Source organism: Sinorhizobium psoraleae, assembly GCF_013283645.1.
Taxonomy (GTDB): domain Bacteria; phylum Pseudomonadota; class Alphaproteobacteria; order Rhizobiales; family Rhizobiaceae; genus Sinorhizobium; species Sinorhizobium psoraleae.
Genome location: NZ_JABEKV010000003.1, coordinates 405,186 through 418,831, shown reverse-complemented (window position 1 = coordinate 418,831; position 13,646 = coordinate 405,186). Strand labels below are relative to the sequence as shown.

General features: G+C 62.3%; 12 protein-coding genes and 2 pseudogenes. 10 read left to right on the top strand and 4 right to left on the bottom strand.

Annotated elements, in window-relative coordinates; genetic code table 11:
• The first annotated feature begins 120 nt into the window (after positions 1 to 120).
• The 3 genes from nirK (at position 121) to ILFOPFJJ_RS17750 (ending at position 3,088) form a co-directional block, all read left to right on the top strand.
• Positions 121 to 1,254 (top strand): copper-containing nitrite reductase, encoded by a 1,134-nt coding sequence (nirK, locus tag ILFOPFJJ_RS17760; protein WP_173511886.1) that lies wholly within the window; start codon positions 121 to 123, stop codon positions 1,252 to 1,254.
• An 85-nt stretch (positions 1,255 to 1,339) separates the two neighbouring features.
• Positions 1,340 to 2,254 (top strand): SUMF1/EgtB/PvdO family nonheme iron enzyme, encoded by a 915-nt coding sequence (locus tag ILFOPFJJ_RS17755; RefSeq protein WP_173511885.1) that lies wholly within the window; start codon positions 1,340 to 1,342, stop codon positions 2,252 to 2,254.
• A gap of 132 nt (positions 2,255 to 2,386) precedes the next feature.
• Positions 2,387 to 3,088, top strand: a complete 702-nt coding sequence (locus ILFOPFJJ_RS17750) for a Crp/Fnr family transcriptional regulator (protein WP_336621104.1) — start codon at positions 2,387 to 2,389, stop codon at positions 3,086 to 3,088.
• 73 nt (positions 3,089 to 3,161) lie between these two features.
• Here ILFOPFJJ_RS17750 and ILFOPFJJ_RS17745 read toward each other — a convergent pair whose 3' ends face one another.
• On the bottom strand, positions 3,162 to 3,971 hold the full coding sequence (locus tag ILFOPFJJ_RS17745; protein WP_173511884.1) for a class I SAM-dependent methyltransferase: 810 nt from the start codon (positions 3,969 to 3,971) through the stop codon (positions 3,162 to 3,164).
• Positions 3,972 to 4,076: 105 nt separating this feature from the next.
• On the opposite strand from ILFOPFJJ_RS17745, the gene ILFOPFJJ_RS17740 reads away from it, so the two are divergent.
• From ILFOPFJJ_RS17740 to ILFOPFJJ_RS17720, 5 genes are all read left to right on the top strand, one after another.
• Positions 4,077 to 5,210 (top strand): ABC transporter substrate-binding protein, encoded by a 1,134-nt coding sequence (locus tag ILFOPFJJ_RS17740; protein ID WP_173511883.1) that lies wholly within the window; start codon positions 4,077 to 4,079, stop codon positions 5,208 to 5,210.
• Between the two features lie 58 nt (positions 5,211 to 5,268).
• The gene (locus tag ILFOPFJJ_RS17735; RefSeq protein WP_173511882.1) at positions 5,269 to 6,408 is read left to right on the top strand and encodes an ABC transporter substrate-binding protein; all 1,140 of its coding nucleotides are present in this window, start codon (positions 5,269 to 5,271) and stop codon (positions 6,406 to 6,408) included.
• Positions 6,408 to 7,475 carry a FecCD family ABC transporter permease gene (locus ILFOPFJJ_RS17730; protein WP_173511881.1) on the top strand — a complete coding sequence of 356 codons (1,068 nt, stop codon included), beginning with the start codon at positions 6,408 to 6,410 and terminating at the stop codon, positions 7,473 to 7,475. The genes ILFOPFJJ_RS17735 and ILFOPFJJ_RS17730 overlap by 1 nt, the downstream gene beginning before the upstream one ends.
• Positions 7,469 to 8,221: an ABC transporter ATP-binding protein gene (locus ILFOPFJJ_RS17725; protein ID WP_173511880.1), complete on the top strand. Its 753-nt coding sequence runs from the start codon at positions 7,469 to 7,471 to the stop codon at positions 8,219 to 8,221. The genes ILFOPFJJ_RS17730 and ILFOPFJJ_RS17725 overlap by 7 nt, the downstream gene beginning before the upstream one ends.
• A 602-nt stretch (positions 8,222 to 8,823) precedes the next feature.
• On the top strand, positions 8,824 to 9,279 hold the full coding sequence (locus ILFOPFJJ_RS17720) for an RrF2 family transcriptional regulator (protein WP_173511879.1): 456 nt from the start codon (positions 8,824 to 8,826) through the stop codon (positions 9,277 to 9,279).
• Positions 9,280 to 9,358: 79 nt separating this feature from the next.
• Here ILFOPFJJ_RS17720 and ILFOPFJJ_RS36495 read toward each other — a convergent pair.
• A pseudogene (locus tag ILFOPFJJ_RS36495) lies at positions 9,359 to 9,427 on the bottom strand (FitA-like ribbon-helix-helix domain-containing protein); the annotation flags it as partial.
• 429 nt (positions 9,428 to 9,856) lie between these two features.
• Here ILFOPFJJ_RS36495 and ILFOPFJJ_RS17715 point away from each other — a divergent pair.
• Positions 9,857 to 10,159, top strand: a complete 303-nt coding sequence (locus ILFOPFJJ_RS17715; RefSeq protein WP_246299677.1) for a hypothetical protein — start codon at positions 9,857 to 9,859, stop codon at positions 10,157 to 10,159.
• Positions 10,160 to 10,372: 213 nt separating this feature from the next.
• On the opposite strand, the gene ILFOPFJJ_RS17710 is transcribed toward ILFOPFJJ_RS17715, so the two are convergent.
• Together ILFOPFJJ_RS17710 and ILFOPFJJ_RS36490 are read right to left on the bottom strand one after the other, a co-directional pair.
• A complete protein-coding gene (locus ILFOPFJJ_RS17710; protein ID WP_173511877.1) occupies positions 10,373 to 10,726 on the bottom strand; it encodes a VOC family protein in 354 nt (117 codons plus the stop codon).
• Between the two features lie 216 nt (positions 10,727 to 10,942).
• Positions 10,943 to 11,249, bottom strand: a pseudogene (locus ILFOPFJJ_RS36490) (LysR family transcriptional regulator); the annotation flags it as partial.
• Positions 11,250 to 11,382: 133 nt separating this feature from the next.
• Between ILFOPFJJ_RS36490 and katG the strand changes: the two are divergent.
• On the top strand, positions 11,383 to 13,563 hold the full coding sequence (katG, locus tag ILFOPFJJ_RS17700) for a catalase/peroxidase HPI (protein WP_173511876.1): 2,181 nt from the start codon (positions 11,383 to 11,385) through the stop codon (positions 13,561 to 13,563).
• The last annotated feature ends 83 nt before the right edge of the window (positions 13,564 to 13,646 follow it).

Sequence of the window (13,646 nt, the reverse complement as noted above, 5' to 3'; positions counted from 1 at the left end):
CAGCGGTCAAAGCAACGGTGAGCCGGCCGAGAGGGCAACGGCAACCGTAACACGTTGAATATCGGCGTGATCTTTCGACAGCCAATCCCGGCGTCGCGATCGCGCCCAAGGAGAGCGATGATGAGTGAACAGCTTCAGATGACTCGCAGGACGGTTCTCGCCGGCGCGGCTTTCGCAGGCGCCTTGACGCCACTGTTGCAGACGGCGACGGCGCAGGCGGCGCCCGCGGCCGCGGCGGCCACGCCGCCGGTCGACATCTCGACCTTGCCGCGCGTGAAGGTGGACCTCGTTGCGCCGCCGTTCGTCCATGCCCATGACCAGGTGGCCAAGACCGGCCCCCGCATCGTCGAATTCACGATGACCATTCAGGAAAAGAAGCTGGTGATCGACGGCGACGGAACCGAAATCCACGCCATGACCTTCAACGGCTCGGCGCCGGGACCGCTGATGGTTGTGCACGAGGGCGATTATGTGGAACTCAGGCTGATCAACCCGGACACCAACACGCTCCTGCACAACATCGACTTTCACGCCGCGACCGGTGCGCTCGGCGGCGGCGGCCTGACGCAGGTCAATCCCGGTGAGGAGACGACGCTTCGCTTCAAGGCGACCAAGCCGGGCGTGTTCGTCTATCATTGCGCGCCTGAGGGGATGGTGCCCTGGCACGTCACGTCGGGCATGAACGGCGCAATCATGGTGCTGCCGCGCGACGGCCTGAAGGACGAAAAGGGCCAGCCGCTCACCTATGACCGCGTCTATTATGTCGGCGAGCAGGATTTCTACGTGCCGCGTGACGAAGCCGGCAATTACAAGAAATACGAGACGCCCGGCGAAGCCTACGAGGATACGGTCAAGGCCATGCGCACGCTGACCCCGACCCACGTCGTCTTCAACGGCGCGGTCGGCGCGCTCACGGGCGAGAAGGCGTTGACGGCGGCAGTCGGCGAGCGGGTGCTGATCATCCATTCGCAGGCCAACCGCGACACGCGGCCACACCTGATCGGCGGCCATGGTGACTATGTCTGGGCGACCGGCAAGTTCCGCAATCCGCCGGAGCTGGATCAGGAGACATGGCTCATCCCCGGTGGCACGGCGGGCGCTGCCTTCTACACATTCCGGCAACCCGGCATCTACGCCTACGTCAACCACAACCTGATCGAAGCGTTCGAGCTCGGCGCGGCCGGCCATTTCAAGGTCACCGGCGAGTGGAACGACGACCTGATGACATCGGTGACAAAGCCGGCATCGATGTAAGTTGATACTTACGAATTGCCGGCGCGGGGCACCATGAATCCGCCCCGCGTCGGCCGCGACAAATGTCCCATCCGGAAACGAAGCCATGAGCAAGAAGAACCGGGAAAACTCGCCGTCAATACTCTCGCTGACTGTGCCGGCGGCTCTGCTCGTCGCGCTCGGCGTCACACTGTCGGCGAAACTCGGCCTCTTCGATCCGGTGGGGCCGGTCTCCGGCCTTGCGATCAAAGGGCCGGAGACCGTCGTCATCGAGCCAAGACAGATGCGTTATCGCGCCGAAGGGCACTTTCTGAAACGGGGTCTGGCCGTCGATGCGCCTCTGGTCGATGCGGCTCTCAGGGCGCCGTTCGCGATCACCAAGTACCAGGTGAGCCGCGGTGAATATTACCGCTGCGTCGAGGATGGCGCCTGCGAGGCACCGGAGGCCGGGGACGGCGGTGAGGACGTTCCGGTCACGGGCGTCAACTACAGGGACGCAGAGAACTACGCCAAATGGCTTACCGCGCAGACAGGAGAGGTCTGGCGGCTTCCGACCGACGAGCAATGGGCCTTCGCAGCCGGCAGCAAATTCCCCGACGATGCACTGGGGATCGATGCCGAAAGCGATAATCCGGCGCTGCGCTGGCTCGCCGATTACGAGCGCGAGGCAGGCCGCCAGAAGTCACCCGATCCGCAGCCACGGCCTCGCGGTACCTTCGGCGAGAACGAATATGGCGTGGCCGATCTCGGCGGCAATGTCTGGGAATGGACCAGGACCTGCCATCGCCGAGTGACGATCGACGATGGCGGCAAGGTGCTGAAGGAACAGCCGGCCTGCGGTATCTACGTGGTCGATGGCAAGCACCGCGCTTCCATGAGCTTCTTCATACGCGAGCCGAAGAGCGGCGGCTGTGCCGTCGGGGTGCCGCCAGACAATCTCGGCTTCCGCCTCGTGCGCGACGATCGCTGGTATGCCCGTTTGCTCTATGCCTTCGAACGGCGGCGCGGGGGTGCGGTATGACAGCGCACGTGCGGCCTGGGCCGTCTGTTCAGCGCCTGCGCGGCCGCAAAGGGCGGGGGACGGTCCTTTCTTGCCCTGGTCCGGTATGGTATAGGAGCCGCCATATCGGAACGGCAGAAGACAAGGAACGACGTGGCCGCGCTCGACCGAACACTCGTCAAATCGCTCCCATTGTTTCAGAAGATGAGCGACCAGGAACTCGATCAGTTGCTGGCGCATGCGACCGTCCGGCGCGTCCCACAAAACGAGGCGGTGTTCGAGCAGGGAGCGACGGCTGATTTCTTCTACCTCTTGCTGCATGGACGCCTGAAGGTGACCCAGGTCACGCGCGACGGGCAGCAGATCATCGTTCGCGTCGTCAATCCGGGCGACCTCTTCGGCTTTGCCCGCGCCCTTCAGCGCAATGACTATCCGGGTACCGCAACGTCCGCAACGGAGAGCCTGGTGCTTGCCTGGCCGACGGAGCTCTGGAACGTCTTCGTCGAAATGAACCCGCATCTCGCCGTCAACGCCATGCACACGATCGGCCAGCGGCTTGACGAGGCGCATACGCGAATCCGCGAAATGTCGACCGAGGAAGTCGAAAGACGCGTCGCGCATGCGGTGCTGCGGCTTGCCGAAAAGGCCGGTCGCCGGGAAGAGAGCGGTGTCCGCATCGACTTCCCGATCTCCCGTCAGGACATCGCCGAAATGACCGGCACGACGCTGCACACCGTCTCGCGGATCCTCAGCGCCTGGGAGGGGCGGGGCCTTGTTCAGGGCGGCAGGCAGAAGCTCGTCCTGTGCGACATCCCCGGCCTCAAGCGCCTGGCCGAGCAGGCTGAAGAGCGGTAGCCGTCTCGTCCTCGCGCCGGATCGCAGCCGGGCCGTTTCTCGATCAGGCACGCTGGCGATCGCCGGCCCTGTCTCAGTTCGACGGCTTGCTTGCCCGGATCGCGTAGCGGTGCTGGCTTTTGCGCGCGAGCGCCTTGAAGACGTTCCAGTTCTTCGCCTGCGTCCGATGAATTTCGTTGAGATCGGTATCGATCTGGATGTCGACGAATCCGGTCTTGCGCAGAAGGTCGGCCACGTCCTCGGCGCGCGCGCCGCGTGAAAAGTGGACGCGGGAGAGAATGCTCCTGTGGGTCTCCATCATTTCGCGCGATCCGGACGGCGTGTCGGCCTTGAGAAGCCCGGCGCGCTGGCCCCAGGCGCCGAGCTTGGAGAAGAGCCGCTCCAGCGCATTCGTGTTGACGAAGTCGCCGTCGACGATCAGCAGCATGCCGCCCGGTTTCAGCACCCGCAGCCATTCCGCAAAGGCGGCGGCCGGATCGACCAGCGTCCAGACGAGATGCCGGTTAACGACCGCGTCGTAGTGATCGTCCGGCTCCATCGTATTTTCGGCGTCGCCCAAGCGGAACGAAATCTTGCGCCGGCGCTCGCGCGCCTTGTTGCGCGCCCGCTCGAGCATCGGTTCGGCCCAGTCGAGGCCCGTTACCCGGAAGCCGAGATCGTCGAGCAGCTGCGAGACGACACCCGTGCCGCTCGCAAGATCCAGGGCTGTGCGACCGGCGCCCTCGCCGAGATGGCGCCGGATCAGTCGGTGCCATGCTGCGCGCTCCTCCTCGGAGAAAATCTCGTGCCCGGGGGAAAGATCGAAGGTTGCCGCGCGCTCCGACCAATAGGCCTTGATTTCGTCGCGAAGATTATAGTTCCGCTGCTCTGCCACGTCGCTCATATCGCTCTCGTCCCACCCGCTTTGGAAGCGTTCTAAAAGATATATGTTGACTGATAAAGTCATGAAATATTAGATCGCCCCAATTTTTTAGCGGAGCGAAGAACAATGAGGCTTTTCAACACGGTGGCCAGCGCCGCCATGGGTTTTTGCGTCCTTTTTTCGGCCCCGGCCTGGGCTGAAACGGTCACCGTCAAAGACGTCACGGGCCGTGACGTCGAGGTCGAGGTGCCAGTCGAGCACGTGATTCTCGGCGAAGGGCGCCAGATCTATTTCCTCGCCGCGCTCGACAGGGAAGAGCCTTTCAAACGCGTCGTCGGCTGGCGCGACGACCTGGCCAAGGCCGACCCCGAAAGCTATGCCGCCTATCTCGCCAAATATCCCGACATTGCCAAGCTGCCGGCTTTCGGCGGCATGAAGGACGGAACCTTCGACATTGAGCAGGCCGTGGCGCTGAAGCCGGATGTCATCCTGATGAATGTCGACGCCAAGACGGCGACGGAGGAAGCCGGCTACATCGAAAAGCTCGGCAAGGTCGGCATTCCGCTCGTCTATGTCGATTTCCGTGAGAAGCCGATGGAGAACACCGAACCGAGCATGCGCATCATGGGCAAGCTCATCGGCAAGGAGGAAAAGGCCGAGGAGTTCATCAAGTTCCGCGCCGACAATATCGCCAAGGTGACCGACGTGCTCGCCAAGGCCGACGCGAAAAAGCCGCTCGTCTTCGTCGAACGCGCCGGCGGCTATTCCGACGATTGCTGTATGTCCTTCGGCAATGAGAATTTCGGCAAGATGGTCGAACTCGCCGGCGGCGTGAACATGGCGAAGGACATCATTCCGGGCACGTTCGGTACGGTCAATCCGGAGCAGATCATCGCCGCGAACCCGGATCAGATCATCATCACCGGTGGCAACTGGCAGGGTTACGTGCCCGGCGGGGACTGGGTCGGCGTCGGCTATGGCGCCGACGAGACGGAAGCGCGCCGGAAGCTCGACAACCTGACCAAGCGTGCCGCCTTTACTGGCGTCAAGGCGGTCAAGGACGGCAACGTGCACGCCATCTGGCACCAGTTCTACAATAATCCCTATCAGTTCGTCGCCGTCCAGCAGATCGCCAAATGGCTGCATCCGGACCTCTTCAAGGATCTCGATCCCGAGGCGACGTTCAAGGAACTGCACGAGCGCTTCCTGCCGCTTCCCTACAAGGGCGGCTACTTCGTCTCGCTGAATGTCGGTCAATAACGGGTCGGGCGCCGGAGGGAAGGGAGGCTCCCCGGCGCTCCCATCAAGAGGTTTGCATATGTCGCTGTTCAAGAGACTTTTCCCGGCGCTGGTCGCCGTGGCGGTGTTCATCGCTGTACCGGCCATGGCCGCGGAAATCACCGATGTCACCGGTCGCCGGGTCGAGCTCGATCTCCCGGCCAAGCGGGTGCTGCTTGGCGAGGCGCGGCAGATTCATGTGGCGGCGGCACTGAAGGGCGAGCACGTCTTCGACACGATCGTCGGCTGGCGCGATGACCTGATCAAGAAGGACCCGGATTCCTACACGGCCTATCGCGAGCGTTTTCCGGCGATCGCGGACCTGCCGCTGTTCGGCTACATCCCGAGCGGCGATTTCAGCCTTGAAGCGGCGATCGCCCTGAAGCCGGATGTACTGACGCTGAACCTCGAGGCGCAGCAGGCAGTCGAGGAATCCGGCTTCATCGAAAAGGCTGCCGCCGCCGGTATCGCCGTCGTCTTTCTCGACTTCCGCGTCGATCCGGCGAAGAACAGCGTAAAATCCGTCGAAATCCTCGGCGCGCTTTTTGGCGCAGAGGCGCGGGCCAAGGAGTTCATCGCCTGGCGTCAGGCCCAGATCGCGCTGGTGACCGATCGCCTGGCGGCGGCCGGCGCGATCGCGCGTCCCAAGGTCTTCATCGAACGCTCGCCCGGCATCACCGGTGAAACCGCCTGCTGCAGGACGTTTGGGCCTGCCAATTTCGGCGAAATGGTGGAAAAGGCGGGCGGCCATAATATCGGCTCGGATGTGGCCACAACAACCTTCGTTGATCTCAACCCTGAACAACTCGTCGTCGCCGATCCGGACCATGTGATCGTGACCGGCAGCAACTGGGCGGCCGAGTCCGACCTCAATCAGTTCGTGAATGTCGGCCGCGGTGCCGATCCGGCGGCGGCCCGGGAAAGGCTGGCGGCCCTGATGCAGCGCCCGGGCTTCACCACGCTCAAGGCGGTGAAAGAGGGCAGGGTGCATGCCGTCTGGCACCAGTTCTACGGTGCACCCTACGAGTTCGTGCCGATCCAGCAATTTGCCAAGTGGTTCCACCCGGAGCTTTTTGCCGACATCGATCCGGACCGGACGTTCCGCGAATTCCACGAGAAATTCCTGCCCGTCGCCTATCGGCCGGGTTATTTCGTCTCGCTTCCGCAAGGGGGTGAATAATGGTTGCGGCGGTGGGAGAATTCGCCGGTATTGAGGGGCGCGGGCGTTACCGCGCCCTCGTGCTGCGCCGGTTGCTGCTGATCTCCGGTCTCGTCACGGCGCTCTTCGTGTCGGTGGCGGTCGACATGGCGCTGGGGCCTGCAAATTATCCGCTCTCCGATGTACTGGCGGCCCTGTTCCAGCCGGAGACCGTCGGCGACCAGCTTCGCGTGGTCATCTGGGACATCCGTATGCCGATCGCGCTGATGGCTGTCACCGTCGGTGCGTCGCTTTCGGTCGCAGGCGCGCAGATGCAGACGATCCTCGCCAATCCGCTGGCAAGCCCCTTCACGCTCGGCATTTCCGCCGCCGCCGGTTTCGGCGCGGCACTTGGCCTCGTTGCAGGCGTGGCGATCTTTCCCGTCGCGGTTCACTACATGGTGCCGATCAACGCCTTCCTGATGGCGATGGTGGCGGCGCTCTTCATCCATTTCGCCTCGACCATGCGCGGCGTGACCGTCGAGACGATCGTGCTCATCGGCATCGCCCTCGTCTTCACCTTCAATGCGGCCCTGTCGCTGCTTGAATATCTTGCCTCAGAACAGGCGCTCGCCGCCGTCGTGTTCTGGACCATGGGGAGCCTCACCAAGGCGACCTGGCCGAAGGTCTGGATCACCGGCGCCGTACTCGTCGTCGCGGTCCCGCTCTTTGCGCGCCATGCCTGGGCGCTCACGGCGCTGAGGCTCGGCGACGACAAGGCGGCAAGCTTCGGCATCAATGTGCGCCGCCTGCGGCTGGAGACGATGCTGACGGTCAGTTTGCTTGCGGCTATCCCGGTCTCGTTCGTCGGCACCATCGGCTTCGTTGGCCTCGTGGGGCCGCATATCGCCCGGATGCTCGTCGGCGAGGATCAGCGCTTCTTCCTGCCCGCTTCCGTTCTTTGCGGCGCGCTTCTGCTCTCGGTGACGTCCGTCGTCAGCAAGATGCTCATTCCCGGCGCGGTGCTGCCGATCGGCATCATCACGGCGCTGGTCGGCGTCCCCTTCTTCTTCGCGCTGATTTTCACCAACAGGAGACGGTCATGGTAGCCCTGACGCTGGAAAAGGTTGGCGCGACATACGGCCGGCGCGTGGTGCTGTCCGACGTCAGTACGGGCATGTTGCGGGGTGGCGGTCTGACCGCCGTCATCGGTCCGAATGCCGCCGGAAAGTCGACGCTCTTCAAGCGCATCGCCGGGCTTGCGGCCGGCCCTGGCCTCGTCCAGCTCTCCGACACCGCCAAGGGACCGGAAGCGATCTGTTACATGCCGCAGGATACCGGAGCGAATGCGGTGCTGACCGTCTATGAGTCGGTGCTGCTTTCGGCCAAGCAGGGCTCCGGCTGGAAGGTCAAGGATGAAGAGCTTGCGGAAATCGACCGGGTGCTTTCGGCGCTCCGGATCGATGACCTGGCGTTCCGCGGTCTCGGCGAGCTTTCCGGCGGTCAGCGCCAGCTCGTCTCGATCGCGCAGGCGCTGGTGCGCAAGCCGGAAGTCCTGTTGATGGACGAGCCGACGTCGGCGCTCGACCTCTTCCGCCAGATCGAGGTGCTCGGCTTCATGAAGCGGTTGTCGGCGCAATCCGGGATGGCAGTGCTGATCGCCTTGCACGACTTGAACCACGCGCTGCGCTATTGCGACGATACGATCGTCATCAGCAATGGATCGGTGATCGCCAGCGGCCCGACATCCGAGGTGATCACCGCCGAGATGCTGAAATCCGTCTATCGCGTCGAAGCCCGCGTCGAGGCATGTTCTCTGGGCCGCCCCGTCGTTATCGTCGACGATTCCCTATAGAGCAATTCCAGGAAAAGTGTGTAACGGTTTCCGTCTGGAATTGGGTTGGTTCGAAGAGTTAGATCATGGCATTGGTTCAATGAAACAATGAAATGATCTAGGCCGCGCACCCGCCGGTAAAGGGTTCGTTCCCGCGGGCGCGATTGACGTGACTCGCCGTCGAAGCCATGCGCAATGCTTCGAAATCGTACCGAGCAACATCAGATGGGCGTTCGCGGCCGCCGGACGGGTGATTAGCGTACTTGTCCGCAAGCCGCGTCAGGCGACGCGATTTTCCCGTTCTTCGATGCTGTTGGCGAGCAAGGGGCGAGCCGGGTCAAGTGATCTTGCCTTGGGGGGCAGGGTGAGAGCGTCGGCCCCGGTTTCATCGTGAAGGTCCGCGACCGCTGCTGTTCCAAAGGCGAGCTGCGATCGCGTTTCGACGGCACGATCGACAACAGCTTCACAGTAAATCTATCTGGGAACTGAATTGATTTCTTGCCGCCGGAATGGGGTTGATCTATATAACATATATCTAAGATGCCCCATGAATGTATGAGCCGGCGCGACGCCCGGTGTGGTGGGCGGCCACTGGCAAAAGTCTTTCTCGAAAGCTGTGTCTCATGCTGACAAAAAAGGGAAAATACGGGCTGAAGGCCATGGTTGACCTTGCCCAGCTTCAGCCGGGCGAAACGGCCTTCATCACCGATATCGCCGTCCGTAACAATTTGCCGAAGAAATTTCTCGACACGATCATGCTGGAACTCCGCAACGCCGGCTTCCTTCGCTCGAAGAAGGGCCCCGGCGGCGGCTATTCGCTCGCGCGCCCGGCGGCCGAGATCCGCGTCGGCCAGGTGATCCGCACGCTCGACGGCCCGCTTGCGCCGATCCGCTGTGCCAGCCGCACCGCCTTCGAGGCCTGCGACGACTGTCGCGATCCGGAGCGCTGTCACGTGCGGCGCTCGATGGTGGTCGTGCGCGACGCCATCGCAGGGATCCTCGACAATATGACGCTCGAACAGTTCGCGGCCAGCGAGAACGAAGACCTCGTGGCGCCGTTTCGCAGCGGAGCCGGCTGAGACCTGCCCTTTGCCGCGCCGTGGTGAAACGACCGGGCCGATGGTCGACTGTTTGGAACGGCGAGGCTTTGCGCCGGCTTCAGTGTGCCGTGCGCAGGATGTTGCGCGCCTCGTCCTCCATCGAGCGTCCGCGCGCGGCGGCGCGTAGCCGCGGCCTCCGGTCTCCACGAACGGCCGGCGGGAAGCGGAGACCGTGCTGAACGGCAGGGGAATGCGCATTCGGACCACCACAGGAACGATCACAACTGCGGGTGACGCAACAGCAACCGCGTGGTGAAAGAAATCCTGCTCAACAGCCAAAGGTTTCACGAGACGGCATTGTCCCGCGCATAGTATATGACGTGCAATCTGTTGGAAAATGCTCGCGGCTGAATTTGAAAGAAACTCAGCTGTCTGCAGGGAACTCTTCGCGCAGAGCTTAGTTTGCTCCACAGTGTAACGGATGCATTGCGTCCCTAAACAGCGAGCGAAGAGAAAAATGTTGATACGTCTCATAGCAGCTACCGCCCTTCCCCTTCTGTTGGCTGCGCCGGCATTTGCGAACTGCAGTCAGGAACTTGCGAAACTCGAGCAAGCTATGGTTGCCGCGGAAACGGGTGCAAGCGGCAGCACGTCCGGCGTGCCCGTTACGGAGCACCAGGAAGAAGTGATGCCCGGTAAACAGAAGCAGGGCGTTGGAACCGAAACGACAGGATCGACCGGTACCCAGACTGAAGCGGTTTCGCCCCATCAGGAGCAGGTAACCGGGACACGGACCGGGGAAAGTGCCGACAAGCCAAGCCAGCTGTTAGCGGAAGCGCGCAAAATGGCCGAAGCCAATGATGAGCAGGGCTGCATGAAGAAGCTGGCGGAAATCAAGGGCCTGATTGGGGAAAAGTGAGGACCTGGTCTGGACAAGGACGGGTTGGCGGCTTTCCGGCCACCACAATGTGATCGGCGCCAAGGCGAAGCTACAGGTCGAACTCTCCCGCCCTCGACGAGCGGTGACGGCTCCAATAGCACTGTCACCGACCGGCAGCTCTCGGCCGCAAGAACCCCCTGCAACGACCATCCAGATCACCAGCAAGGGGTCGTATCCCCGAGAGGAAACGCTCTAACGAAGATGCGAGAGCACGTTGAGCAGCTTGCCTGTCGGGTCGGCGATGAAGAAGCGTCTTACGCCCCAGGGTTCGTCGGTCAGATCGTGAACGACCTTGCATCCGATCTCTTTCGCGCGACGGTACACCTCGTCCACATTGTCGACTTCGATCGACAGATCGGGCACAGGCGCGCCTGAGCCGCCCTCGCTGAGGATGCTGATCTGGGGAAAGGTCGTTTCGCGCGACGCCAGCGTGGCAATCCACCCGAGATCCATGACGACATCAAGCCCGAAAAGATCGGAATAAAACTTCCGAACGTCCGGGACAGTTTCTGCTGCGATATTCGCGACGATGCGCTGTACGGTCATCCTGCTACTCCTTCCCTAGATGTTCGAGTCGTGCGCCTTTCCGGTTCGGTCGCCAGCGGTTGTCGAAAAGTGCTGTTCGCGCATGGCGTAGGCCGACCGGCGGACCACGTCGGAAATCTGCAGGAGCTGTTTGACCAATGGCGTCGAATTGCGCCGGATCATTCCTATCATACGCGAGAGCCGGGGAAACTTCGCCGTTTGCGTCTCATGCACCTATATTTGAATACCGTCGAACGTTCTGTTCAGATCGTTTATGATGGCCGGTAACAGGTAGGGTGCAATCGTTGGAACTCTCCCAGTTCATCCACGGCACGAAAGATGTCGCGGACGCGCAGCGCGAACGTTGATCGAACACGGTCAGTCTCACTTCACGCGCGCTACGTTCAAAGAGGTCGTTGCCCAATTCTTCTTCGAGTTCTTTGATTTGCATTGATAATGCTGGCTGAGAGATTGCACAGGCGTCAGCCGCGAGCCGGAAGCGACCATGTCGTGTCAAAGCTTCGAAATAACGATGCTGTATCAGTGGAGGATGCGCATCGACCTGTGTCTCCGGCTCAAACCGGAGGGGCCACGCTGAAATGGCGCACTGATCGAAGGCTCCGACAGACAATGCCCCCTTTTGAATGGCAGACATATGAAGCAACAAGGAGAAAATCATGGACATGGAAACTGACAGCGCGAGCAAATGTCCCGTCGCACATACGGCCCGCGGCAGATCGAATCGCGACTGGTGGCCTAACCAGCTGAACGTCCAGGTTCTTCACCAGCAATCTGGTCTTGCCGATCCGCTGGGCAAGGAGTTCAACTACGCCGAGGAGTTCAAGAAACTCGATCTCGACGCGCTGAAACAAGATCTTCATGCGTTGATGACGGATTCGCAGGATTGGTGGCCGGCCGACTTCGGTCACTACGGCGGCCTGTTCATCCGCATGGCCTGGCACAGCGCCGGCACATACCGCATCACCGATGGCCGCGGTGGCGCCGGCGCCGGGCAGCAGCGTTTTGCGCCGCTCAACAGCTGGCCGGACAACGCCAACCTCGACAAGGCCCGCCGTCTCCTGTGGCCGATCAAGCAGAAATACGGCAACAAGATCTCCTGGGCCGACCTGATGATCCTCACGGGCAATGTCGCGCTCGAATCCATGGGCTTCAAGACCTTCGGCTTCGCCGGCGGCCGAGCCGATGTGTGGGAGCCTGAAGAGCTGTTCTGGGGGCCGGAAGGTACGTGGCTGGGCGATGAGCGCTACAGCGGCGAACGCGAGTTGGCAGAGCCGCTCGGCGCGGTACAGATGGGCCTTATCTACGTCAACCCGGAAGGTCCGAACGGCAATCCCGATCCCGTAGCTGCTGCACGCGACATTCGCGAAACCTTCGCCCGCATGGCGATGAACGACGAGGAAACCGTGGCGCTGATCGCCGGTGGTCACACCTTCGGCAAGACCCATGGTGCCGGCGATCCGTCCTTCATCGGTGCAGAGCCCGAAGGTGCCGCGATCGAAGACCAGGGCCTCGGCTGGAAGAGCACGTACGGGACGGGCATCGGCAAGGACGCGATCACTGGCGGCCCGGAAGTGACCTGGTCGCAGACGCCGACCCGGTGGAGCAGCTACTTCTTCGAGAACCTGTTCAACTACGAGTGGGAACTCACCAAGAGCCCGGCCGGCGCCCATCAATGGAAGGCGAAGAATGCCGATGCTTTCATCCCGGACGCCTATGACGGGTCGAAGAAGCATCTTCCCACCATGCTCACCACCGACCTGTCGCTACGCTTCGATCCGGTTTACGAAAAGATCTCGCGTCGCTTCCTCGAAAACCCGGACCAGTTCGCCGATGCCTTCGCCCGCGCATGGTTCAAGTTGACCCACCGCGACATGGGCCCGAAGGTTCGCTATCTCGGTCCGGAGGTCCCGGCCGAAGACCTGATCTGGCAGGATGTGATCCCGGCCGTCGACCACAAGCTGGTTGACGAGAAGGACGTCGCCGACCTCAAGAACAGGATTCTCGCGTCCGGCCTCTCGGTGCAGGAACTGGTGTCGACCGCCTGGGCCTCGGCTTCGACCTTCCGCGGCTCCGACAAGCGCGGCGGCGCCAATGGTGCGCGCATCCGCCTCGAACCGCAGAAGGATTGGGAAGTCAATCAGCCGGCGCAACTGGCCAAGGTGCTCTCCGTTCTTGAAGGCATCCAGAAGGACTTCAACGCCGCGCAGACCGGCGGCAAGAAGATTTCGCTCGCCGACCTGATCGTGCTTGCTGGCGCGGCCGGCGTCGAGAAGGCGGCAAAGGCCGGCGGCCTCGACATCGCCGTGCCGTTTGTGCCCGGCCGCATGGATGCCTCGGAGGCACAGACCGACGCGGCTTCCTTCGCCGCGCTGGAACCTCGTGCCGACGGCTTCCGCAACTATCTGAGCAGCCGCCGCCGGCAGTTCATGAAGCCGGAAGAGGCTCTGGTGGATCGCGCCCAGCTGCTCACATTGACGGCACCGGAAATGACCGTTCTCGTCGGCGGCCTGCGTGTGCTGAAGGCGGGCGAGCCTGAGCATGGCGTCTTCACTTCCCGTCCCGAGGTGCTGACGAACGACTTCTTCGTCAACCTGCTCGACATGCGCACGCAGTGGGCCCCAATTGCCGGCGAAGAAGGCGTTTACGAAGGGCGCGACCGCAAGACGAACGAACTCAGGTGGACCGGTACCCGCGTCGATCTGATCTTCGGTTCACACTCGCAGCTTCGCGCCCTGGCGGAAGTCTATGCCCAGTCCGACGCCAAGGAGAAGTTCGTGAAGGACTTCGTTGCCGCCTGGAACAAGGTCATGAATGCCGATCGATTTGACCTTGTCTGATCGGAAAAACCTGCCTGGACGCGGCTCTTGGCCGCGTCCAGGCATCCATTGCGGGATGAAATCGTCCTCGTCAGATCTCGTCG

Bases quoted from the DNA above. Each gene is read 5' to 3' on its own strand.
- ILFOPFJJ_RS17735 (WP_173511882.1), top strand. From the start codon at position 5,269: ATGTCGCTGTTCAAGAGACTTTTCCCGGCGCTGGTCGCCGTGGCGGTG.
- ILFOPFJJ_RS17755 (WP_173511885.1), top strand. From the start codon at position 1,340: ATGAGCAAGAAGAACCGGGAAAACTCGCCGTCAATACTCTCGCTGACT.
- ILFOPFJJ_RS17720 (WP_173511879.1), top strand. From the start codon at position 8,824: ATGCTGACAAAAAAGGGAAAATACGGGCTGAAGGCCATGGTTGACCTT.
- ILFOPFJJ_RS17710 (WP_173511877.1), bottom strand. From the start codon at position 10,726: ATGACCGTACAGCGCATCGTCGCGAATATCGCAGCAGAAACTGTCCCG.
- nirK (WP_173511886.1), top strand. From the start codon at position 121: ATGAGTGAACAGCTTCAGATGACTCGCAGGACGGTTCTCGCCGGCGCG.
- katG (WP_173511876.1), top strand. From the start codon at position 11,383: ATGGACATGGAAACTGACAGCGCGAGCAAATGTCCCGTCGCACATACG.
- ILFOPFJJ_RS17730 (WP_173511881.1), top strand. From the start codon at position 6,408: ATGGTTGCGGCGGTGGGAGAATTCGCCGGTATTGAGGGGCGCGGGCGT.
- ILFOPFJJ_RS17740 (WP_173511883.1), top strand. From the start codon at position 4,077: ATGAGGCTTTTCAACACGGTGGCCAGCGCCGCCATGGGTTTTTGCGTC.
- ILFOPFJJ_RS17725 (WP_173511880.1), top strand. From the start codon at position 7,469: ATGGTAGCCCTGACGCTGGAAAAGGTTGGCGCGACATACGGCCGGCGC.
- ILFOPFJJ_RS17745 (WP_173511884.1), bottom strand. From the start codon at position 3,971: ATGAGCGACGTGGCAGAGCAGCGGAACTATAATCTTCGCGACGAAATC.
- ILFOPFJJ_RS17715 (WP_246299677.1), top strand. From the start codon at position 9,857: ATGGTTGCCGCGGAAACGGGTGCAAGCGGCAGCACGTCCGGCGTGCCC.